The organism is Pedobacter sp. N23S346, assembly GCF_048515415.1.
Taxonomy (GTDB): Bacteria; Bacteroidota; Bacteroidia; order Sphingobacteriales; family Sphingobacteriaceae; genus Pedobacter.
Map to the genome: position 1 here is coordinate 93,546 of NZ_JBLYEE010000006.1, position 21,189 is coordinate 114,734.

The 21,189-nt window shown below is 36.3% G+C and carries 24 protein-coding genes; 8 read left to right on the forward strand and 16 right to left on the reverse strand.

The window, feature by feature from the left end; all coding sequences use genetic code 11:
* Position 1: 1 nt before the first annotated feature.
* The 6 genes from ACN1CD_RS12270 to glmM all read right to left on the reverse strand — a co-directional run bounded on the left by ACN1CD_RS12270 (position 2) and on the right by glmM (position 6,229).
* Entirely contained in the window at positions 2 to 1,333 is a 1,332-nt protein-coding gene (locus tag ACN1CD_RS12270; protein ID WP_419130682.1) for a cytochrome ubiquinol oxidase subunit I, read from the reverse strand.
* A 249-nt stretch (positions 1,334 to 1,582) separates the two neighbouring features.
* On the reverse strand, positions 1,583 to 2,482 hold the full coding sequence (locus ACN1CD_RS12275; RefSeq protein ID WP_419130683.1) for an MBL fold metallo-hydrolase: 900 nt from the start codon (positions 2,480 to 2,482) through the stop codon (positions 1,583 to 1,585).
* 75 nt (positions 2,483 to 2,557) lie between these two features.
* Complete coding sequence (locus ACN1CD_RS12280; RefSeq protein ID WP_419130684.1) at positions 2,558 to 2,761, reverse strand: hypothetical protein; 204 nt, start codon at positions 2,759 to 2,761, stop codon at positions 2,558 to 2,560.
* A 148-nt stretch (positions 2,762 to 2,909) separates the two neighbouring features.
* A complete protein-coding gene (locus ACN1CD_RS12285; protein ID WP_419130685.1) occupies positions 2,910 to 3,107 on the reverse strand; it encodes a hypothetical protein in 198 nt (65 codons plus the stop codon).
* A gap of 497 nt (positions 3,108 to 3,604) precedes the next feature.
* Complete coding sequence (locus tag ACN1CD_RS12290) at positions 3,605 to 4,753, reverse strand: cysteine desulfurase family protein (protein ID WP_419130889.1); 1,149 nt, start codon at positions 4,751 to 4,753, stop codon at positions 3,605 to 3,607.
* Between the two features lie 90 nt (positions 4,754 to 4,843).
* On the reverse strand, positions 4,844 to 6,229 hold the full coding sequence (gene glmM / locus ACN1CD_RS12295; protein WP_419130686.1) for a phosphoglucosamine mutase: 1,386 nt from the start codon (positions 6,227 to 6,229) through the stop codon (positions 4,844 to 4,846).
* A gap of 392 nt (positions 6,230 to 6,621) precedes the next feature.
* Between glmM and ACN1CD_RS12300 the strand changes: the two genes are divergently transcribed.
* From ACN1CD_RS12300 to ACN1CD_RS12320, 5 genes are all read left to right on the forward strand, one after another.
* On the forward strand, positions 6,622 to 7,353 hold the full coding sequence (locus ACN1CD_RS12300) for a class I SAM-dependent methyltransferase (RefSeq protein ID WP_419130687.1): 732 nt from the start codon (positions 6,622 to 6,624) through the stop codon (positions 7,351 to 7,353).
* The gene (locus ACN1CD_RS12305) at positions 7,350 to 7,913 is read left to right on the forward strand and encodes a phosphatase PAP2 family protein (RefSeq protein WP_419130688.1); all 564 of its coding nucleotides are present in this window, start codon (positions 7,350 to 7,352) and stop codon (positions 7,911 to 7,913) included. The genes ACN1CD_RS12300 and ACN1CD_RS12305 overlap by 4 nt, the downstream gene beginning before the upstream one ends.
* A 3-nt stretch (positions 7,914 to 7,916) precedes the next feature.
* Positions 7,917 to 8,636 carry a ZIP family metal transporter gene (locus tag ACN1CD_RS12310; RefSeq protein WP_419130689.1) on the forward strand — a complete coding sequence of 240 codons (720 nt, stop codon included), beginning with the start codon at positions 7,917 to 7,919 and terminating at the stop codon, positions 8,634 to 8,636.
* A 63-nt stretch (positions 8,637 to 8,699) separates the two neighbouring features.
* On the forward strand, positions 8,700 to 9,317 hold the full coding sequence (locus ACN1CD_RS12315; protein ID WP_419130690.1) for a Uma2 family endonuclease: 618 nt from the start codon (positions 8,700 to 8,702) through the stop codon (positions 9,315 to 9,317).
* A 149-nt stretch (positions 9,318 to 9,466) separates the two neighbouring features.
* The gene (locus ACN1CD_RS12320; RefSeq protein ID WP_419130691.1) at positions 9,467 to 10,066 is read left to right on the forward strand and encodes a Uma2 family endonuclease; all 600 of its coding nucleotides are present in this window, start codon (positions 9,467 to 9,469) and stop codon (positions 10,064 to 10,066) included.
* Between the two features lie 17 nt (positions 10,067 to 10,083).
* Here ACN1CD_RS12320 and ACN1CD_RS12325 read toward each other — a convergent pair whose 3' ends face one another.
* The 8 genes from ACN1CD_RS12325 to ACN1CD_RS12360 all read right to left on the reverse strand — a co-directional run bounded on the left by ACN1CD_RS12325 (position 10,084) and on the right by ACN1CD_RS12360 (position 16,092).
* On the reverse strand, positions 10,084 to 10,227 hold the full coding sequence (locus tag ACN1CD_RS12325; protein WP_167515635.1) for a DUF5522 domain-containing protein: 144 nt from the start codon (positions 10,225 to 10,227) through the stop codon (positions 10,084 to 10,086).
* Positions 10,228 to 10,369: 142 nt separating this feature from the next.
* On the reverse strand, positions 10,370 to 11,311 hold the full coding sequence (locus ACN1CD_RS12330; protein ID WP_419130692.1) for an exonuclease: 942 nt from the start codon (positions 11,309 to 11,311) through the stop codon (positions 10,370 to 10,372).
* A gap of 94 nt (positions 11,312 to 11,405) precedes the next feature.
* Positions 11,406 to 12,020 (reverse strand): dephospho-CoA kinase, encoded by a 615-nt coding sequence (gene coaE / locus ACN1CD_RS12335; protein WP_419130693.1) that lies wholly within the window; start codon positions 12,018 to 12,020, stop codon positions 11,406 to 11,408.
* The gene (locus ACN1CD_RS12340; protein WP_419130694.1) at positions 12,020 to 12,967 is read right to left on the reverse strand and encodes a CdaR family protein; all 948 of its coding nucleotides are present in this window, start codon (positions 12,965 to 12,967) and stop codon (positions 12,020 to 12,022) included. Before ACN1CD_RS12340 ends, coaE begins: the two co-directional genes overlap by 1 nt.
* Before the next feature lie 223 nt (positions 12,968 to 13,190).
* The gene (gene yajC, locus ACN1CD_RS12345; protein WP_320465366.1) at positions 13,191 to 13,511 is read right to left on the reverse strand and encodes a preprotein translocase subunit YajC; all 321 of its coding nucleotides are present in this window, start codon (positions 13,509 to 13,511) and stop codon (positions 13,191 to 13,193) included.
* Between the two features lie 58 nt (positions 13,512 to 13,569).
* Positions 13,570 to 14,004 (reverse strand): DUF1573 domain-containing protein, encoded by a 435-nt coding sequence (locus ACN1CD_RS12350; RefSeq protein WP_419130695.1) that lies wholly within the window; start codon positions 14,002 to 14,004, stop codon positions 13,570 to 13,572.
* Between the two features lie 2 nt (positions 14,005 to 14,006).
* Positions 14,007 to 14,957, reverse strand: coding sequence for a transcription antitermination factor NusB (gene nusB / locus ACN1CD_RS12355; RefSeq protein WP_419130696.1), 951 nt, complete (start codon positions 14,955 to 14,957; stop codon positions 14,007 to 14,009).
* A gap of 46 nt (positions 14,958 to 15,003) precedes the next feature.
* Positions 15,004 to 16,092 (reverse strand): Glu/Leu/Phe/Val dehydrogenase, encoded by a 1,089-nt coding sequence (locus tag ACN1CD_RS12360; RefSeq protein ID WP_320465363.1) that lies wholly within the window; start codon positions 16,090 to 16,092, stop codon positions 15,004 to 15,006.
* Positions 16,093 to 16,356: 264 nt separating this feature from the next.
* Here ACN1CD_RS12360 and ACN1CD_RS12365 point away from each other — a divergent pair, with 264 nt between their 5' ends.
* The gene (locus ACN1CD_RS12365) at positions 16,357 to 18,147 is read left to right on the forward strand and encodes an ABC transporter ATP-binding protein (protein ID WP_419130697.1); all 1,791 of its coding nucleotides are present in this window, start codon (positions 16,357 to 16,359) and stop codon (positions 18,145 to 18,147) included.
* Positions 18,148 to 18,225: 78 nt separating this feature from the next.
* Positions 18,226 to 18,549 (forward strand): DUF3276 family protein, encoded by a 324-nt coding sequence (locus ACN1CD_RS12370; protein WP_419130698.1) that lies wholly within the window; start codon positions 18,226 to 18,228, stop codon positions 18,547 to 18,549.
* Positions 18,550 to 18,631: 82 nt separating this feature from the next.
* Here ACN1CD_RS12370 and ACN1CD_RS12375 read toward each other — a convergent pair whose 3' ends face one another.
* Positions 18,632 to 19,093 (reverse strand): DUF5362 family protein, encoded by a 462-nt coding sequence (locus tag ACN1CD_RS12375; RefSeq protein WP_419130699.1) that lies wholly within the window; start codon positions 19,091 to 19,093, stop codon positions 18,632 to 18,634.
* A gap of 291 nt (positions 19,094 to 19,384) precedes the next feature.
* Between ACN1CD_RS12375 and ychF the strand changes: the two genes are divergently transcribed.
* Complete coding sequence (gene ychF / locus ACN1CD_RS12380) at positions 19,385 to 20,485, forward strand: redox-regulated ATPase YchF (protein ID WP_419130700.1); 1,101 nt, start codon at positions 19,385 to 19,387, stop codon at positions 20,483 to 20,485.
* A gap of 87 nt (positions 20,486 to 20,572) precedes the next feature.
* Here the strand turns inward: ychF and ACN1CD_RS12385 are convergent, their stop codons facing one another.
* Positions 20,573 to 21,187 (reverse strand): HAD hydrolase-like protein, encoded by a 615-nt coding sequence (locus ACN1CD_RS12385; RefSeq protein ID WP_419130701.1) that lies wholly within the window; start codon positions 21,185 to 21,187, stop codon positions 20,573 to 20,575.
* Positions 21,188 to 21,189: the final 2 nt, after the last annotated feature.

Sequence of the window (21,189 nt, forward strand, 5' to 3'; positions counted from 1 at the left end):
ATTAATGATTTGAGGTTTCGGATGCAGAATCGTTATACAATACCGGAACCATTTTAATCTGCCGGTAAAGAAGGAAAGTTACAATTATACTTAAAGACAAATAAATCGCTGAAAAAATGTAAAATGAATAAGCAATTCCCGGCATCGGAGTTACGGCATCTTTGGTTCGCATAATGCCATAAATGATCCAGGGTTGACGGCCAACTTCTGTAACTACCCAACCTGCCTCCAACGCTACGTAACCTAAAGGAATGGCGAGCACAAATAATTTCAGGAGCCAACGTTTCTCTAAAATAGATTTCTTTCTAACAAGATTAATAAAATACACCAATGAAATGAGCGCCAACAACGTACCTATTCCAACCATGATTTGGAAAGCATAATGTGTTATGGCTACTGATGGTTGCTCATCCTTAGGGATTTGATCTAATCCCTTCACTTCGGCTTTAAAATCGCCATGCGCAAGAAAACTTAATGCACCAGGAATTTTAATAGCCCCCTTTACCGTTTTATCTTTTTCATTTACAATTCCACCGATAAGTAAGGGAGCTGGCTTTTCTGTTTTATAAAGCGCTTCCATTGCAGCAAGTTTTGCTGGTTGCCTTTTAGCCACATCCTTTGCAGAAATATCGCCACTTAGTGGTTGTAATATAGCGCCAATACATGCAAATATGGCCGCTATTTTAAAGGCTTTCGAATGGAATTCCTTATTTTGATTTCTTAAAATCATCAAGGCATGCACCCCTGCTACAGCAAAACCAGTTGCCGTAAATGCTGCCAAACACATGTGTAGTGCCTGTGAGAACCAGGCTTTATTGAACATGGCCTGAATGGGATCGATGTTGAGATACTGTCCGTTTACAAAATCAAATCCCGCCGGACTATTCATCCAGGCATTAGCGGCAACAACTAAGATTCCTGATGCCAATCCGCTTACTCCAACCACCATTCCGGTAAACCAGTGGAACCATTTATTTAGTTTGTTCCATCCGTAAAGGAAAAACCCTAGGGCTATGGCTTCGATAAAGAAAGCTGTTCCTTCTAAAGAGAAGGGCATTCCAAAAATCAGTCCGGCGTGCTCCATAAATTTTGGCCACAACAACCCCAGTTCGAAAGACAACATTGTTCCTGATACGGCACCCGTAGCAAAGAAAATGGCCACACCCTTACTCCATGCTTTAGTCAGGTTTTTATACACCTCATCATTAGTTTTTAACCATTTATAATGCGATACTGCCATAAAAAAAGGCATTACCATACCAATACAGGAAAAAACAATGTGGAAGCCTAATGATAAGGCCATTTGGGATCGTGCCGCTAAAAAATCATCCATATCTGATATTGGATTTGGTGTATCGCAAATATAGAAGATATGGATGGAGTTAGTGTCAATTTTAACGCACTGGCAAGGTTTATTTTAAATATGGAACGTTTATAAATTGAAAATAGATTTGAAGTTAGGCAGCTAATTATATATTGATAAATATTAATCTGCGAATCTGTGGCCATTAATTATAACAAGATATTGACCGCAGATTCGCAGATTTTGTATTTCAATAGTCTGATGATCTACAGCGTAATTTTAATTCCCCTTTAATTCATCATAGGCGGCAGTTAAACTTCTTTGAATTCCTTCACCTTGCCACTCCGGTGCATTCGGGATGGTAGTTGCCTTTAAAACCTCTTCTTTGCTTTTTCCGGCTTTTATTTCTGTACTAACAAAGGTTAGTAAGTTTTGAAGATAGTTTTGAAAAGCCTTTACATCTGCTTTGTTTCCTGTTACCTTCTCAGGTTCTCGGCTATGCCCAAAGATGAACAGGGTATCATTATCAAACTGGTTATGAATTTTATCCAAGGCAGTGATCCAATTACCAATGTGCGCCCCATTTTCTCTGTCGATATATGGATATTTCCGATTGGATACCAAATCACCAACATGTACTGTATTGGCGTTTTCAAAGTGATAAATGGCATCACCATTGGTATGGGCAGAACCATAATAATAAGCACTTATTTTTTCACCACCAACAGGTGCTTTCCATCCCGTTCCAAAAGTGGTATCGGGTAATAATTGTTTATCCAGGTTGTTGGCTTTCTCTGCTGCTCTTTTCTGATTCACTAAAGAGTTTTGATGTGATACTACCTTCTCTGCCAATCCTTTAAATGCAATGTTACCTGCAGTATGATCACCGTGATGGTGCGTATTAATTAAATATTTAAAAGGTTTTTCGCCAAGTTTTTTTAATTCTTCTATAACATGTGGCGCAGAAGTGGGAAACTGGGCATCTACCACTACAAATCCACTCGATGAATTTAACCAGCCAATTGTTCCACCTTGCTCGGTAAAGATGCCTACATTGTTTCTCAAGGCTTTAAAATTATAAGCCCTGAATAATTCCTGCTGAGCAAAAACATCGGTTTTATAAACCGACAGCAAGGCCATTGCCAGTGCAGAATTTTTAATAAATGTTCTTCTTTCCATATTTAAGCTAAAACTAAAAAGCCACAACGCGTGCTGTGGCTTAAATTTAATAATTTCTGATGAAGAATTAACTTCTTAAATCCCTGATCCTGGAGTTGTACCCGGCTCATGTCCTGGACCAAAGGCATTATTCTTCCTGCCTTTATCCTTGTTGAATAGATTTGTTGCCACCTTTGATGATTTATTATCATCAAGGTTTCTATTTTCTTTAATATCTTCAGCAGTTTTATCAAGCAATTCATTCTCAATGATTTTGCCTTTTTCTTTATCGGTTCCCATAGTTTTTAATATTGATGTATTTAAGGAACAAGCAAAAAATTATTTTGTTTTTGATAGCTGTTTTGGGAATAGTTTTAGCTTGAACAATAACATTGTTCTACCTCCCCTTTTGAGGGAAGTTTCAAAACATTAAAGTATGTTAAATTAATTAAAACATCGCTCCCGGGAGTTTTACTAATTCATGTATTGAACCAAAAGAATGAAATTTTCTTTTATGGACTTTATCAAAATGATGAGAGGATTCGAAAGAAAATTTAGATGAGTTGTAAATGTGTTTTCTTTCTTCAATCAATTTACTTTCTGATTGAACATTGTCTTGATTTTGGGTGACTTGATTGGTTTCCATAGCTACGGGTTTAAAGGAAGCTTACACCCCCATGGTTAGATAAATTTCAAACGTGATTAAAGTTCTCTGCCAGAGAACCTGCAAAAAAGTTATTTTAAAATTTGCTTCACCTTATACCATGGGATTTGATAAGGTATCGTTGAGGAACAGGATGTATTGGCTTTTTGGTTTGCCTTTGTCTTAATTAAATCTAAGGTTTTAATTTCAGATTTACAAGCGCTATAAATTTAATTTCTTGCTTATTTATTACGAATGAGATAATAAATATTTCTAAACTATAGAACGGAACGGCCTTAAATAGCACCACAGTTTTGCAGAGTTTAAACCTGATTGTAGTGGAAAGCCCGCAAACCCGATTTTTTATCAGGTGAGGACTTGAAACGAAAAGCAGGACTAACAATAAGCAGGGAACTGCATTTGCTTTCTAAAAGCAAAAAACTTATTCAAAAAAAAATCCCGACTCTCATCGGGACTATTCTATTTGGTTATTGATATTTTTAGGCTAATGCATTTTGCTTCACCACCATTTTAACTTTTTCTATAACGTAATCCAATTCTTCTTTAGTAGTGTATTTACTGAAAGAAAAACGCACGGAAGGGCGATTAGGATCGGCGTGAATACCATTTAAAACATGCGAACCAATATTCGATCCTGAAGAGCAAGCGCTACCTCCTGATGCACAAATACCATTTATATCCAGATTAAACAATAACATATCTGCCATATCCATTTCTGGAAATGATACGTTTAAAACGGTGTAAAGGCTTTTATCTGCATCAGTTTCCCCATTAAACGTAATCCCTGGAATTTCAGCAATAAGTTGATTTTTTAAATAATCTTTTAAAGATTGAATATAGTTTTGATGCGCATCCATTTCTGAATAAGCAATTTCCAATGCCTTTGCCAAACCCACAATGCCGTAAACATTTTCAGTTCCTCCACGCATATTACGCTCCTGTGCACCACCATAAATCATCGGTGGGATTTTAACATTACTGTTTACAAACAAGAAACCAACGCCTTTCGGACCATGAAGTTTATGAGCTGCGCAAACAATAAAATGCGCTTTTAATTCGCGAACATTATGAACATAATGGCCCATAGTTTGAACCGTATCTGCATGATAAATTGCATTGTATTTTTCGCAGATATCACCCACTTTAATCATATCGGTAAGCGTACCTAATTCATTATTAGCATGCATTAAAGAAACAAAAGTACGATCATTATTCTGCAACAATTCCTCTAAATGTGCATAATCAATATTGCCCCTTTCATCAATATTAACAAAACTCAGCTTATCTATTTCACCATTTTTGAGCATTATATTTAAAGTCTGCTCTACCGCATGATGTTCTATTTTAGAGGTAATGGCATGTTTAATTCCATAAGCAGAAATGCCACAACGAATAGCGGTATTATCTGCCTCGGTGCCGCCTGAAGTAAAAAAAATCTCTGATGGAGAAGCACCCAAAAGGTTAGCAACAGTTTTACGGGCTTTTTCTACTAAAGTTCTTACTTCACGTCCAAGTGCATGAATGGCAGAGGGATTACCGAAATAATTCTCCATTACATTACTCATTTCTGCAATTACTTCTTTATCTAATGGTGTTGTAGCTGCATTATCTAAATAAACCCTTTTCATATGTGTTCTAACCATTTAAATGATTTCATCCCTGCAGATGATCTCATGAATTAATTTTATTCTATTTTTTGGAGCGATCTTAATGTTATTTTACAAATGCAGTATTTCTTTGATATCAGAAATAATTTTATTTGCCAGGCTTTCTGCTACGGTTTCGTTTTCAGCCTCACTGTAAATCCGGATAATTGGCTCTGTGTTTGAACGTCGCAAATGTACCCATGTTTTATCGAATTCAATTTTTAAGCCGTCTATTGTGCTGTGCGGCTGCTTCTTATACTTCTCTTCAACTTGTTTTAATAAATTGTCGATGTCCATTTCTGGCGTAAGCGTAATTTTGTTTTTAGAGATATAGTATTGTGGGTAGCTGCCTCTCAAAACAGAAATCGACTTACCGAACTTAGCCAGATGCGTTAAAAACAAGGCAATTCCAACCAATGCATCTCTGCCATAATGAGATTCCGGATAGATAATACCGCCATTCCCTTCGCCGCCAATGATGGCATTGCAAGCTTTCATTTTATTAACCACGTTCACCTCGCCTACTGCAGCAGCATGATATTCAGCACCTGCCTTTTCAGTAACATCGCGTAGTGCACGGGTAGACGATAAATTTGATACCGTATTTCCGGGTGTATTCTTTAATACGTAATCTGCTACGGCAACCAAAGTATATTCTTCGCCGAACATGCTGCCATCTTCGTTTACGAAACATAAACGGTCAACATCAGGATCTACAACAATGCCCAAATCTGCATTTTGCTTCTGCACTTCTTTGGCAATATCACCCAGGTTTTCTGGCAGTGGCTCCGGATTATGCGGAAAGTGACCATTCGGCGTACAATACAATTCTGTTATTCTTTTAACACCCAGCGCTTTTAATAAAGCGGGGATGAAAATACCACCGGTAGAGTTCACACAATCGATAACAATCTTGAAATCTGCATTTTTAATAGCTTCAACATCTACCAATGGCAATGCTAAAACCTTATCTATATGCTTTTGAAGGTAGGTGTCGTTATTGATTACCTTCCCTAATTTATCTACATCAGCAAACTCAAATGCACCACTTTCGGCAAGGTCTAAAACCTCTTTTCCATCAGCATCGCTGATAAATTCACCGGCTGCATTTAATAACTTTAATGCATTCCATTGTTTAGGGTTATGGCTGGCCGTTAAAATGATCCCGCCACCTGCATTTTCATCTGGTACCGCAATTTCAACAGTTGGTGTGGTTGATAAACCTAAATCAATCACCTCTATACCCAAGCCCTGTAAAGTGCCAATCACTAAATGATTAATCATTTCGCCGGAAATACGGGCATCACGACCTAAAACAATTCTTTTAATCCCTGTTTTCTGAATAACCCAACTTCCAAAAGCAGCAGTAAATTTCACTACATCAATCGGCGTTAAGCCATTTCCTGCCTGCCCGCCTATTGTTCCCCTTATTCCTGAAATCGATTTTATTAAAGTCACTTATTATATTTAATGATAAGCATCAAAAATAAGAAAAAAAACAAGACGACAGCCATTTTAGCGCCCTTACTAAACTTAATTTACATTTAGTTTATATCTATTTATACGATGTATTTAGTAGAAATACTTTACCAACTTCGGCCAATTTGATATGGTTTTTGAAAATCATCTCAGTGGATTTTACTTTTTAACATCAATAATATTGCAATATTGTTGCATAAAAACATGATACTCGTTTCTAAGCAATAGTAAAATCTTATATTTGCGCAAATTTGGTTATTTTAATGATTGCTCAAAGAGTGTTAAAACGGCTTCGGTTGTGAATTTAATGTTCTGCGGTTAATCCAATTTTATCTAAGTTTGCAACTTTTTAAAATACAAACAGCTTTTTTATGCAGCGCAAATGGTTTCAATATTGGTTTAATTCGCCATATTATCATATTCTTTATCAACAAAGAAATGATGCTGAAGCCGAATTTTTTATTGATAAGCTAACGGAATTTCTTCATCCGGATACCGATTCAAAAATGCTGGATATTGCCTGTGGAAAAGGCCGGCATTCCATTTACCTCAACAAAAAAGGCTTTGATGTAACTGGAATCGATCTTTCAGAACAAAGTATTAAGTATGCCAGACAATTTGAAAATAATAAACTTCATTTTCTGGTGCACGACATGCGCAAGCTTTTCTATATCAATTATTTCGATATTGCCTTAAACCTTTTCACCAGTTTTGGCTATTTCGACACAGAGAAAGAGCATGTAAATGCCCTGAAAACTTTCAGAAAGTGCCTTAAAACTGAGGGGATTTTAGTTATTGATTATTTCAACACCGGAAAAATCATCAGGAATCTCAATTCTTGCGAGGTGAAGTCATTAGACGGAATCACTTTCAATATTACCAAAAACGTAGTTGAAGGAAAAATCATTAAAAAAATTAATTTTGATGATAAAGGAAAGATTTACAATTTCGAAGAGCGGGTGCAGGCCTTTAGCTTTGAAGATTTTGAACGCATGATGACGAAAGCAGGAATGACCATTCATAAAACATTTGGCAATTATGAATTGGAAGATTTCGATGAATGCACATCAGACAGGTTGATTCTAATTTGTAAAAAAGCATGATAGAGAGCATACAGCAATTTGACCTGGAATTGTTTCTTAAAATTCACCGTGGGCTTTCCAATGGCTTTTTTGATTGGCTGATGCCACTTATGCGTAATCGCTATTTCTGGTCGCCACTATACGCTTTTATTGTTATCTTCTGCATCAGGCAGTATAAAAAACAAGGCTATTATATTATCGCAATGCTTCTTTTCACCTTTGCAGCAGGTGATTTAATTTCTGCCAGGCTTATCAAACCGTTAGTATCAAGAGTTCGTCCATGCAATGATTTTAGTCTGGCCAACGAGATTATTCACCGTGTACCCTGTGGTACAGGCATGAGCTTTCCATCTGCACATGCCACCAATCATTTTGCCATTGCTGTTTTTCTGATTGGCATTTTTTATAGCCGATGGAAACCTATTTTACCAATTGGTATATTTTGGGCTTTTATAATAAGTTTTGCACAAGTGTATGTTGGTGTTCATTACCCTGTAGATGTTACCGCAGGCGCATTACTCGGAACCTTAATTGGGTTTATCTGTTCAAAAATGTTTAAAAAACTACAACCTGATTTTTAAGCTATGGAAATCTGGAAATTTTGTGTATTATTTTTTTGTGCCTTCCTGGGGGGAGCCACAATTTTCCTGGTGAAAAGTGATAAATCAAAATTGCTTAAACTGATTCTTTCTTTTAGTGGCGCCTATTTATTTGCCATTACTGTTTTGCATTTAATTCCGGATGCCTTCAGCGGACCAGATAAAAGAGAAATTGGAATCTTTATTCTGGTAGGTTTTCTTTTGCAGGTATTTTTGGAACAGTTTTCTGAAGGGGTGGAACATGGCCATATCCATAAACATCACGACGGGCATATCTTCCCTTTTGGGATCATGATCAGCCTTTGTTTGCATGCATTTTTAGAGGGCATGCCTTTGGCAAAAGAACAGCATAATGAATTAATTTTTGGTATATCATTACACCATATCCCTGCGGCATTTGCACTAGGAAGCATTTTACTGCAAAATCATTTCAAAAAAGGTAGCATTATCATCTACCTTGGCGTTTTTGCTATAATGGCACCGCTGGGATTTTATGTGAGCCTGGGCTTAAGTAATGGAAGCATCGGCGGCGTTGAGGCTTACTTTAATAAAATTATGGGTGTGGTTATTGGGATTTTCCTCCATATTTCTACAACTATATTATTCGAATCCAGTGCAGATCATAAAATTAATCTCCGTAAAATGATCGCTGTTTTATTGGGAATTGGTGTTGCACTAATTGGTTTTTTTGCAGGTCACCACTAAAATTATCATTATCCGGTGGAAAAATAGCAGTAAAAGAATCTATAATTTTGATTATCTTGCTTTATGGATGACATTGTAAATGAGCCTGCTGTAGCCTACGAAAAGAGACGTTACACCGTTCAGGAATACCTGGAAATGGAAAAAGTTTCACAAGAAAAGCACGAATATTTTGAGGGTGAGATTTTTCCACTTCACAGACCGGATGTTACTTCTATGTCTGGTGCCGGGATGAATCATAATTTTATCTTTACGCAACTCTTTACCGAAATAGCCAATAAACTAAAAGGCTCGAAATGCATGCCTTTTGGTAGCGATATGCGAATGAACATTCCTGAAAACTCACTTTTCACCTACCCTGATATATCCATTTACTGCAACGAAATGAAACACATGGAGGAAGATGAAGATACAGTTCTGCTACCAACTGTTATCATAGAGATTCTCTCGCCCTCTACGAGAGAATATGATAGAGGTCATAAATTTAAACTTTACCGGGAAATTCCATCATTGAAAGAATACATTATGATTGATTCTACAGCCATTTCGGTTGAAGCTTTTCATATCAATGAGAATCAAAATTGGGAGTTAAACGAATATAAAAATATAGATGAAAGTCTGAACTTTTTTAGCCTAGGTTTTAATGTCGAGCTGAAAGATATCTATCAGCATGTTATTATCTAAAATCAGGCACCAAAATTTTATTCTCCATTTAAACAGCTAAACAACAACACGAAAAAAACTGTATAACAAACAGTTACAACACTATCCGTTTTTAAACGTTTAATCGTTTAATTTTTTCAACCTCAACAATAAATCATTTAAATTAGTACATGGATAAAATTGTAAATGAACCGGCTATAGCCTATCAAAAAAGACGTTATACCGTTGAGGAATACCTGGAAATGGAAAAGACATCATCAATAAAACACGAGTATTTTGAGGGTGAGATATTTGCGATGTCGGGTGCTGGTGATAATCATAATGAAATCTTTAGTAATGTTTTCGGGGAAATTGTTAATAAACTTAAAGAAAAACCCTGCAGACCTTATGGGAGTGATAAAAGGATGACTATTCCAAAGAATACGTTATTTACCTATCCTGACACATCTATCTATTGTAATGGCTTAATACATAGCGAATTTGACGAAGACACCTCAATTCTGCCGACAGTAATCATAGAAATTCTATCTCCTTCAACCAAAAATTACGACAAGGGTAAAAAATTTAACCTCTATAAAGATATTCCATCACTAAAAGAATACATCATGATCGATTCTACAGCCGTTTCGGTTGAAGCTTTTCACATCAATGAGAATCAAAACTGGGAACTAAATGAATATAAAAATGTAGATGAAAGTTTAAACTTTTTTAGCCTCGGTTTCAATGTCAAGCTAAAAGATATCTACCAGTATGTTAGGTTTAGCTATTGACAGATATAAGCAATCACTTATTTTTTCTCTTTCTTTTTCCCATATCCCCATGGGCAATGCTTACATTTATTCTTGCAGCAAGAGCCACGCTTTAAATGGTAAGCTTCAGTAAAAACCATCAGGCCATCTTCATTGAAATAAAAATCTTCGCCTTCTTTCATGTTTAAATTTTGAATGAGTGGGGGATTGAATGAATGAGTGAGTTTTGAATGTGTGGATTATTGATGTGTAAATGAATGAATGATTGGTTGCTAGCTATTTGTTTATCTTGAAAATGATGAAATTCCTATCAAATCCTGTCACTTAGTTCAATATTTTAACCTCCAACCGATCTTTAAAATGGTCTTTTAGTTGTGTGCCATCACCATGCAATGTCCATACTTGTTGTGGTGCAACTTTTTCTATGGTTTCCAGAATTGCATCCCAATCGGCATGATCAGAAATATACAATGAAATGCCATTTTGCTGTTGCAGGTTTTTCCACCCGGAAGCAAAAGCACGAACCACATTAATAGCTTTATGATAACTGTGGAAAACCATAGGCGGAACAATGTAAACCTGCTGCTCATGAATATTTTTCATCACCTTTCTGTCGTACATTTTATAGTTCCCCAGTTTCATTCCATAATCTTCATAAATTTTCACAAAAGGCATGATACTGTGGTGAACCATCACATTTTTCTCCGGACAATATTGATTAAGTAATTGAATAATTCTTTGGCTCTTCCCTAATGCATAAGCACCCAACATGATATTGGCATTGGTTGCATTTAACTTCTTAATCTCATCAATTGGTGATGGATGTTTGGTATCGGGATTCGCAAATGTGCTCTCTGTAATTAAAACATCAGCCTTTACAAACTCAAAAGGTTCGCAGGTTTGATCGGGTTCAATTTTATAATCTCCTGTATAAAGGTACTTTATGCCCTGATACTCCATCAGCACCTGTGCAGAACCTAAAATATGTCCGGCAGAGTAGAAAGTAATGATAACATCCTTAATCTTGAATGACTGATGATAGGTTTTGATGTGAAAATCTACAGCTGCAAATTTTCGGTAACGGTGTTTCATAAATGATTCGGTGGCCGCTGTGCAGTACACATTCTGACTTCCACCAATAGCGTGATCTCCATGTGCGTGAGAAACCACAGCTTCTGTTACCGGCTGTTGTGGATCTAAATAGAAATCTCCATATACACAATATAAACCAGTTGGTGTGATGGTGATAAAATCGTCTAAAATCATTTATAAGATTTAAGAATAGGTAAGAATTTTATGATAAAAAGATGCCAAAGATCGCAGATTATATTTTTAAATTTCATTATTAAATAGGTACTTTTTATTCTGAAATCAGCGTATCTGTTGCTTGTTTTAGAAATTGTTTGTGCAAAGCCAAAACCTGCTCAATGATAGATTGTTTCTCATCATTAAAGATAAAATGATCGGCCATTTTTGCTTTCTCTTCATCGGTCATTTGCTTATCCATTCTGGCTTTCACCTGATCTGCAGAAACCTGATCCCGTTGCATTACCCTGGCTAACTTTAAATCAAAGGGGGCAGTAACAAGAATAGAAGTATCACACATTTTATAAGAATCACTTTCGAATAGTAGCGCGGCTTCTTTCAATGTATAAGGTACTGTAGAATCAAATTGATTTTCCCAATTTTCAAATGCCCTGAATACAGCGGGATGAACCAAAGCGTTGAGTTTAGCCAGTTCTGCTTCATTATTGAAAACAATTTCAGCCAGGTGTTTATTATTGAGTTTACCATCTGGAGTATAGCTTTTTGCACCAAACGTGGACGTGATGCCTGCAACCAGCAATGGATCTGATACCATGATTTGTTTAGCTGCAGTATCAGCATAAAATACCGGGATGCCTAAAACTTCAAAAATTTTGCATACTGTTGTTTTGCCACTGCCTATTCCACCTGTAATACCTACTTTATACATTATTTTTCTACTACAAAATCTACCTTTGATGGATTGATACTAATCAGTTTACAATAATCGGGAAATGCAGTGATCTTTACCGTAAACTGCTTATGAGCCAGATCCCGCCATTCGTTAACGTCTACCATTGCAGAGATAAAATTTTCATTCACCTGACTATAGTTACCCAATGCAACTAAAAAAGTAACCTTTACTTTTTTAGGATACAACCGGATGTTGTTGTAATTCTTATTATTACTAATCTTTAATGGTACTTCAATCGTTTTTTCCGTAAACTCATCTACAGGTAATTTAACTTCAACGGATGATGGATAAATACTCACATTTTTATGAATGCTATGTTGCAAACCTACCCGAACGGTAGTACTACCTTGAATTTTACTCAATTTCAAAGTATCCGTTGGCCAGAAAGTTATTTTACTTAATTCTTCGGCAGGCCCTGCAACCTTTACGTATTTTGGGTTCAAAATGATATCACTCGATACTCCATACTGGCTAATAAAATCCAATTTACTTATCAGATTTATAGGAACCTTTTTAACCGTTCTCTTAGTAAAATCAAAATACAGGGTATCCGGCTTTACAGAAATCACTTTTTGCGTGCTTTCAAGCTGCCGGTTTACGTTATATAATTGATCGGAGAACGTAATAAAATCTTTTGTATTGAGCTGACTAAGGCTAACCGATATGGAAGGTGGGCTGATCCTTAAGCGTGAAAACAATAATTGCCAACCAGTTCCCTCTACCTGCAAATCTACAGTATCTGATTGTAAAGGATAAAATGCTCGGCGGATGGGCGTATTTTTAAAAACCAAAACTGTTTTGGCTGTATAAATATATTTGTTGTTTAATGCCATAAAAAGCCATGCTGCAATTGCCAGAAACAAACAAGCCAAGAGTGTAAACACACGTCTTTTCTCTATTTGGGTTAATCTAATAAAAGGCATATTTTATGATCTAATTGACTATCGATGCGAAACAATTTACAACAATATTGCCAAATGTAGCAAAAGTAAACAGGTGCTCAAATAGAAATGATGCAAAGACTTAAAAGAAGTTCCTGATCTTGAAGTTTTACATTTTCAGAAAATGCTGTACATTTCTCATTAAAGTTTAAACAAAAAAACCGTCGCTCTGGTGAACGACGGTTTTCCATTGTAAGTGAATGTTTTAAACTTTCGCAGGTGCGGTTGCTGCTTTGGTTGCATCTAAAGAAACTGCTGATTTATCAAAACGAATTTTAACACCACCTTCTACTTCTATTAAAAACGTAGTATCATTCATATCTGCAATACGTCCGTGGATACCAGCAGTAGTGATGATTTTGTCGCCTTTTTTCAATTCAGCTACTAATTTTTTATGCTCTTTAGCTTTTTTAACTTGCGGGCGGATCATGAAAAAGTAGAATACTACCATGATTAAAACCATTGGTACAATCGTAGTTAGCATGTTGCCTCCACCTGCTGCCTGTAAAATTACTGTTGATGTCATTTCTTATTTATTTGATTTGTATGTTAACATTTAATCGGCTAAAAATTAGCCTTACTTTTTATTTTGCCACACGAACATCGCCTACCAAGTGTACGCTTGCTGTTGCCAGGTTTGCATTAGAATTTACAGTAATCACCTTATCCTGCATTCCTTCTTTGCCCTGGCTATTAAAGGTCACCTTGATTACACCCTCTTTACCAGGCAAAATTGGTTCTTTTGGAAACTCTGGAACAGTACAACCACAAGTTGCCGTTGCATTTGATATGATCAGCGGACTTTTTCCAGTGTTTTTGAATTTAAATTCGTGATTTACCTTTTCTCCCTGTGCTATCTTCCCAAAATCGAAAATCTCTCTTTCAAATACGATTACAGGTGCATCAGGTGAAACAACTGTTTTATTGTTCGAACCAGCAACTTCTGCAGTTGAATTATTTGCATTACGACATGCTGTAAAAGACAATGCAGCAATGGCGAGAATGAATACCTTTTTCATAATTACTCTTCTATTAACCCGCGACCAATTTTCTTGATGGTATTGTTTTTCTTCAGATCGCCTAAAATTTTGTCCAAAATACCGTTTATAAACGAATTACTCTTCGGTGTACTGTAATCTTTTGATAACTCTAAATATTCGTTGATGGTTACTTTAACCGGAATTGAGGGGAAATTAAGCAGCTCACAAATAGCCATTTTCATTAAGATTGTATCCATTAAAGCTATCCGTTCAGATTCCCAGTTTTTAGTTCTCTCCGCAATCATTTCCTGATACTTCACGTCATTTTGCAAAGTATGTACAAATAAATCTTGTACAAATTTGCTGTCTTCCGTCCAGTCGGCACTAATTTCAGTCAACTTATTTTTGAAAGGATCATCAAAAGTGAAATTTTTCAACGTTTTAGCAACCATGCCTTTCATCACTTCGTGATCAACTTGCCAGTTGATAAATTTCTCTTCAAAAACCTGAATAATAGCCTGGTTTTTCAGAATGATTTTTCTGAAAATATATTTAATAATATCTTTCGATGATTCCAAACTTTCGTTAGGATCTACCAGATAATCCGCATATTCTTTAGATGCTTTTAAAGAATTGAATACCGTTTTACGAATCTCCGGATCGAAACCCCAATCAACTTTGTATTTCTTAACCGCTGATACATATTCAGGGTTTTGCTGCATTAAAACACTAAACTTATTATGCAACAATTTCAAATTTGGGTTTAAATCGTCTGCTGTTTTTAAGTGTTTATTCGCCCGCTCTGCGGCGTCGTTGGCAGTGAACTCGGTCACTTCTACCATGAGCGATAACATCCAGATGTACATTTCATACACGCTGTCGATGCTTTGCATTAAAAGTTTTAAATCTCCTTTAATGTCTTTTTTGTCTGCCATCTGCCAAGCAAAAATATTTTGCAAAGCTTTGATTCTTAAGTGCCTTCTGTTTAACATGAATGTAAGAACGAGTGCGGTTTATAAAACCTGTTGTTAATAATTATTAATATGATGATTTAATTTTTTTAATGTCGGCAATTCGTTTTTCAGCAATTCGATTTGCAGCAATGTTTGTTGATATTTTTTCAGACTTACTCAACTTAATTACGCTCCTTGTGGCATCGTAAATATTTTCAGTAAGCTGAACAGTTCGTTTTTTACCAAAACCTGTTAACTCAGAATAACAGGCAATTAGTCCTCCTGCATTAATAAGGTAATCAGGCGCGAACAAAATTCCTTTTTTCAATAACAATTCACTATCCAGAACCTCATCTTTAAGCTGATTATTTGCAGAACCTGCAATAATTGCAAATTTCATCCGCGCTATGGTTTTATTGTTCACGGTGGCCCCCATTGCACAAGGTGCATAAACATCGGCATCGATACCGAAAATTTTATCCGCTTCTATTGGTTTCGCTTTGTACTTTCGTGCAACATAGGTAAGTTGCTCCTGGTTAATATCACTAATTAATACCTCGGCATTTTCTTTTCTAAGCAGTGCAACCAAATGTTCTCCAACGTTTCCTATTCCCTGCACTACAATGGTTCTTCCGGCAAGCATATCTGTTCCAAAAACCTCTTTAACACTGGCTTTGATTCCTAAATAAACACCTTGAGCAGTAAATGGAGCAGGATTTCCGGCACCGCCAATAGACTCGGGCACGCCGGTAACATGATTGGTTTCCATCCGGATATATTCCATATCCTTCGTATTGGTTCCCATTTCTTCTGCGGTAATGAATTCGCCATTCAGGTTTTTAATAAACCTGCCATAGCTGCGCATTAGTGTTTCAGTTTTATCTTTTCTGGAATCACCAATAATTACGCCCTTTCCACCACCCAGATTCAATCCTGTAATAGCAGCCTTATACGTCATTCCCCTGGATAAACGCAAGGCATCTTCTAAAGCTTCTCCTTCAGTAGCATAACTCCACATGCGTGTTCCGCCTAAAGCTGGCCCCAGAGTGGTATCGTGAATGGCTATGATTGCCTTTAAACCTGTGTCAGGATCATTACAAAAAACCAATTTCTTGTGCCCATAAGCACTTAATTGCTCTAAAATTGATGAATCTGACGAAGAATTTGCTGGCATATGAACGTTCGGCTAACTTGCTACAAAATTAAAATAAAAAAACCATTAATGCGTGTATTTTCAGTAACTATAACGAAATTAATTTCATTCTAATCTTTCGCTAATCAAGTTTTAATTTATCAAAAGCATATCTGGCAATAATTAATCGATTTGATATTTACTTTAGCCTTATAAGAAGCTACTGTAAACCTATTCAGTTTTATAAGCCTGTATATTGAATAATTATTCGGGTTGAAATAACAAAATTATCTAAGTTTGTATTACATGAAACATCTGCGCAGACTAAATAAATATTTTCTAAAATATAAATGGTGGATTATTCCTGGAAGTATTTTTGTGATCATTTCCAATATTTTTGGCGTTGTACCAGCACAGGTAATCGGTTATGCGGTAGATTTAATTACTGAAAATGTACAGATCTATAACCTTTTTCAGGGCTTTGAGCGACAAGAAATCATCTACAGTATATTTAGCAGCAACCTTCTTTATTTTGGTTTTTTAGTGATTGCACTTTATATCATGAGGGGCTTATTCCTGTTTTTTATGCGTCAAACCATAATTCTAATGTCGAGGCATATCGAATTCGACATGAAAAACGATATCTATCAGCATTACCAGGAGTTGAGTTTAGGTTTTTACAGAAGGAATAACACAGGCGACCTGATGAACCGGGCAACTGAAGATGTAAACCGGGTTAGGATGTATGTTGGCCCAGCCATAATGTATACCATCAATACTTTTGTTTTATCAGTACTGATTGTTTGGTCTATGTTTGATGTAAACTCCAAACTGGCAATTTATTGTTTATTGCCCCTCCCCTTTCTGGTGATCATCATATATTATGTAAACACATTGATTTTTAAGAAAAGTGGTAAAATTCAGGAACGACTTTCTGAGCTTTCCAGTTTTGTGCAAGAGCGCTTTTCGGGGATTAGGATTATAAAATCTTATGTTCGGGAAGATTATACCAGGAACATGTTCGAGATTCAAAGCAACGAATACAAGAAAGACTCGATGAGTTTGGTAAAAGTTTCTGCGTTGTTTTATCCAACCATGTTACTTTTAATTGGCTTAAGTACTATTTTAACCATTTATATCGGCGGTATCCAGGTAATGAATGGGAGCATCACGACCGGAAATATTGCAGAATTCATCATTTATATTAACCAACTTACCTTCCCGGTTACCATGCTGGGCTGGGTTACCTCACTCATTCAACGGGCTGCTGCCTCACAGAAAAGAATTAACGAATTTTTAGACATTCCATCAGACATTGAATCGAACGAACTAGACGACACAGAAATAACGGGTAATTTAAAGTTCGAAAATGTTAGTTTTACTTATCCTGATACCGGCATCCAGGCACTGAAAAATCTAAATTTTGAGATCAAAGCAGGAGAATTTGTAGCCATTATCGGTAAAACCGGGTCTGGAAAATCTACTTTAGCTAATTTGATGATGCGGATGTACGACGTTCAGGATGGATCCATCTCCGCCGATGGAAAAAACCTGAAGTCGCTGAATTTAAAGAACTTTAGAACCCAGATTGGCTTTGTTCCACAGGAAGTTTTCCTGTTTTCTGACACCATTAGAAACAATATTGCCTTTGGTTTAGATCAGGTTACGGATGACGAGGTTTATGATGCGGCTAAGAATGCATCGGTTTACCATAACATTATTGATTTTGATGAAAAGTTTGAAACCATGCTCGGAGAACGCGGAATAACGTTGTCTGGCGGACAAAAACAGCGGGTATCGATTGCGAGAGCACTCATAAAATCGCCTAAAATTTTAATATTTGATGATTGCCTTTCGGCTGTAGATACGAAAACGGAGGAAGAAATTCTGCAAAATCTGGGAAAAATGATGAAGGGAAAAACCAGTATTTTGATTGCACACAGAATTTCCACTATAAAAAACGCAGATAAGATTTTGGTATTGGATAATGGAAAAATCATCGAACAAGGTACACACAGTGAATTACTTAGCCTAAATGCACGTTATACGGAACTTTATAACAATCAACTTTTGGAGGAAGAAGGACGAAGTATTTAATTTGTATGAAATTGTATTTTGAACTTTAAATATTTGCTTTATATTTACCGAAACCAAAAACCAACATCAATACCAACCATGGGAGAATTCGACAACAAGGAAAGAGAAGAAGTTTTTTCAAAGAAAGTAAGAGCAGGCAAGAGAACTTATTTCTTCGACGTGAAGGCTACTCGCTCAGGTGATTATTATTTAACAGTTACCGAAAGTAAAAAAAGATTAGAAGACGGCGTATTTGTAAAGCACAAAATTTTCTTATACAAAGAAGACTTTGAGAAATTTACCGAAGGCTTAAATGAAACTGTTGATTACATTAAATCTCACCAGGATGTTGTTGAAAAACGCTATGAATATGTTGAAAATGGTGAGCACAATACAAAAGCAAACGACGATTTTTCGTTCTAAATAGAAATATAACAAAAAAGCCTTTGCTAAAAACAAAGGCTTTTTTGTTATGCGATGATTTTATATCGGCTATTTGGAAAGGTTAAACAGCGGCCATTCCGGCTCCAACCAGAAATATCAAGAAAAAATAACCAACAATTACCACAATGGTAATGATTCCCCAAAATTTAAATAGCGATTTCACATTTTGTAATGCAGTGTTTAAACTCTCCTGACTTCCAAATAACACACCTTGCTTACCGTGATTAGATATTCTGAGAAGTAATAGGCTTGGATAGAAGTAAAATAAACCCAATAATAAATATATAATTGTTATTGCTATTGAGCCGCTTTGCCCTAACGCACCAAACTGTTTTGCCAATGCAGGATTACTTCCTAAAAGTGATGAAACGCTAAATGAAACTAAAACCAACAGCGCGGCGAGCGCGAACCCTACAAACGACAAAAATTTTGCCCATTTGGTGATATCATAAATATAGCTCCGCATTTCCTCCGTTACAATCAATTTCACTTCCTGCGGCACTTCGTTTTCTAAATCTTCCATATTTATAATCTGTAATTTTCGATAAACTTAGATAAAATATCCCTTTACGACAAATTAGCAGCTTTAATTAAACAGTTTAAAAGCTTATCTTTGCCCGATTTTTAAGCGGAAAGCGGAAAGCGGAAAGCGGAAAGCGGAAAGAAAATGGAGAATGGGGAAGGGAAAATGGACAACCATAAACGATGAACGAAAAACGCTGGACGAACAACGATCGACGAAAAACGAACAACGACGGACTAGAAACGCTTAAAAATAATTAATTTTTGCAAAACACTATAGACTATAATATAAATGGCATTACAATGTGGTATAGTTGGTTTACCAAACGTAGGGAAATCGACACTTTTTAACTGTTTATCAAACGCAAAAGCGCAAGCGGCAAACTTCCCTTTTTGTACTATTGAACCAAATGTTGGCGTAATTACAGTTCCTGATGACCGCTTAACTAAACTGGCAGAATTGGTTAAGCCAAATAAAGTACAACCGAATACCATTGAGATTGTAGATATTGCTGGTTTAGTTAAAGGTGCATCAAAAGGTGAAGGTTTAGGCAACCAGTTTTTAGGAAATATCCGTGCAACAAATGCCATTATCCATGTTTTGCGTTGTTTCGATGATGGAAACGTAATCCATGTTGATGGTTCTGTAGATCCGATTCGTGATAAAGAGATTATTGATACAGAATTACAGCTTAAAGATTTGGATACCGTTGATAAACGGATTCAAAAAGTAGAGAAAATGGCTAAAACGGGTGGTGATAAAGATGCTAAACGTACCTACGAAATTTTAACCGTTGTTAAAGCACATTTAGAAAACGGTAAATCGATCCGTACGGCTGCTTTGGCACAGGATGATTTTGACTTTATTGAAGACTTGGGTTTATTAACTCAAAAGCCTGTAATGTACGTTTGTAATGTAGATGAGGCTTCTGTAGTAACTGGCAACAAATATGTGGATTTGGTAAAAGCAAGCGTGGCTGATGAGCGTGCCGAAGTTTTGGTAATTTCTGCTAAAATTGAATCAGAAATTGCAGAACTGGAAAGCTACGAAGAGCGCCAGGAGTTTTTAGCTGATTTAGGTTTAGATGAATCTGGTGTTAATAAACTGATCCGTGCGGCCTATAAATTATTAAATCTTTACACTTACTTCACGGCAGGTGTACAGGAAGTTCGTGCATGGACGATTACGAAAGGTTTTACAGCGCCTCAGGCTGCTGGAGTTATCCACACTGATTTCGAGAAAGGATTTATCCGTGCGGAAGTAATTAAATACAATGATTTCGTAACCTTAGGATCTGAAAATGCATGTAAAGATGCTGGTAAATTAGGTGTTGAAGGTAAAACTTACGTAGTGGAAGACGGAGACATCATGCACTTCAGGTTTAATGTTTAAATAAAATCCAGAGTTACTAACTTTTTATGGCACGATAGCACAGAAAGTTAGTAACTCTTATTCGATAAATTTAACAACTCTTATCTGTTAAACCTCTAATCCATAAGATGCCAGCTGCGCTTTCGTATCTTCGTAAGTGGTATGGTGAATTCCTTTTAAGCCCAAACCTTCTGCTACCTGAACAAAAAGCATCCGGTCATCAATGTACAAACTCGTTTCCACATCACTTTGTGAGATATCAATAGCTACCTTAAAAATATCTGCATCTGGCTTACGGAAGTGCACAAAACTTGAAGAAACAAAAAAATCAACAAACTCATTTAACTTAAAAGTATTAATGCGGTACTGATTCAGTTCTCTTCCTTCATTGCTAATTACAGCAACTTTCAGGTTATATTTCTTTTTCAAATCACAGATCAACCTGATCATTTCCGGATAAGGCAATGATTTTTTGAACATAAATTCTTTAAAATCGTCATAAGAAAATGTGCGTTCCTTAAAAAACACAATGCGTTCCAGGTATTCATCGAGCGTTAACTTTCCAACTTCATAGGTATCGAAAGTGAGGTGATGACGTTCTTCGAGATCTACAGAATCGAGATTAAACAATACAGAAGCCTCTCCCCTGGCATGTCTATCCCATCCATTGGTTAATAATACGCCACCAATATCAGTAAACAGGGTTGTGATTTTATTTTGCATAA

Excerpts from the sequence above, each read along its gene's own strand:
- ACN1CD_RS12310 (WP_419130689.1), top strand. The coding sequence starts at position 7,917 with ATGGAAATCTGGAAATTTTGTGTATTATTTTTTTGTGCCTTCCTGGGG.
- ACN1CD_RS12305 (WP_419130688.1), top strand. The coding sequence starts at position 7,350 with ATGATAGAGAGCATACAGCAATTTGACCTGGAATTGTTTCTTAAAATT.
- ACN1CD_RS12300 (WP_419130687.1), top strand. The coding sequence starts at position 6,622 with ATGCAGCGCAAATGGTTTCAATATTGGTTTAATTCGCCATATTATCAT.
- ACN1CD_RS12320 (WP_419130691.1), top strand. The coding sequence starts at position 9,467 with ATGGATAAAATTGTAAATGAACCGGCTATAGCCTATCAAAAAAGACGT.
- ACN1CD_RS12290 (WP_419130889.1), bottom strand. The coding sequence starts at position 4,753 with ATGAAAAGGGTTTATTTAGATAATGCAGCTACAACACCATTAGATAAA.
- ACN1CD_RS12285 (WP_419130685.1), bottom strand. The coding sequence starts at position 3,107 with ATGGAAACCAATCAAGTCACCCAAAATCAAGACAATGTTCAATCAGAA.
- ACN1CD_RS12340 (WP_419130694.1), bottom strand. The coding sequence starts at position 12,967 with ATGCCTTTTATTAGATTAACCCAAATAGAGAAAAGACGTGTGTTTACA.
- ACN1CD_RS12370 (WP_419130698.1), top strand. The coding sequence starts at position 18,226 with ATGGGAGAATTCGACAACAAGGAAAGAGAAGAAGTTTTTTCAAAGAAA.
- ACN1CD_RS12385 (WP_419130701.1), bottom strand. The coding sequence starts at position 21,187 with ATGCAAAATAAAATCACAACCCTGTTTACTGATATTGGTGGCGTATTA.
- ACN1CD_RS12330 (WP_419130692.1), bottom strand. The coding sequence starts at position 11,311 with ATGATTTTAGACGATTTTATCACCATCACACCAACTGGTTTATATTGT.
- ychF (WP_419130700.1), top strand. The coding sequence starts at position 19,385 with ATGGCATTACAATGTGGTATAGTTGGTTTACCAAACGTAGGGAAATCG.
- ACN1CD_RS12315 (WP_419130690.1), top strand. The coding sequence starts at position 8,700 with ATGGATGACATTGTAAATGAGCCTGCTGTAGCCTACGAAAAGAGACGT.
- ACN1CD_RS12375 (WP_419130699.1), bottom strand. The coding sequence starts at position 19,093 with ATGGAAGATTTAGAAAACGAAGTGCCGCAGGAAGTGAAATTGATTGTA.
- ACN1CD_RS12360 (WP_320465363.1), bottom strand. The coding sequence starts at position 16,092 with ATGCCAGCAAATTCTTCGTCAGATTCATCAATTTTAGAGCAATTAAGT.
- ACN1CD_RS12350 (WP_419130695.1), bottom strand. The coding sequence starts at position 14,004 with ATGAAAAAGGTATTCATTCTCGCCATTGCTGCATTGTCTTTTACAGCA.
- ACN1CD_RS12365 (WP_419130697.1), top strand. The coding sequence starts at position 16,357 with ATGAAACATCTGCGCAGACTAAATAAATATTTTCTAAAATATAAATGG.
- ACN1CD_RS12270 (WP_419130682.1), bottom strand. The coding sequence starts at position 1,333 with ATGGATGATTTTTTAGCGGCACGATCCCAAATGGCCTTATCATTAGGC.
- yajC (WP_320465366.1), bottom strand. The coding sequence starts at position 13,511 with ATGACATCAACAGTAATTTTACAGGCAGCAGGTGGAGGCAACATGCTA.
- ACN1CD_RS12280 (WP_419130684.1), bottom strand. The coding sequence starts at position 2,761 with ATGGGAACCGATAAAGAAAAAGGCAAAATCATTGAGAATGAATTGCTT.
- nusB (WP_419130696.1), bottom strand. The coding sequence starts at position 14,957 with ATGTTAAACAGAAGGCACTTAAGAATCAAAGCTTTGCAAAATATTTTT.
- ACN1CD_RS12275 (WP_419130683.1), bottom strand. The coding sequence starts at position 2,482 with ATGGAAAGAAGAACATTTATTAAAAATTCTGCACTGGCAATGGCCTTG.
- coaE (WP_419130693.1), bottom strand. The coding sequence starts at position 12,020 with ATGTATAAAGTAGGTATTACAGGTGGAATAGGCAGTGGCAAAACAACA.
- ACN1CD_RS12325 (WP_167515635.1), bottom strand. The coding sequence starts at position 10,227 with ATGAAAGAAGGCGAAGATTTTTATTTCAATGAAGATGGCCTGATGGTT.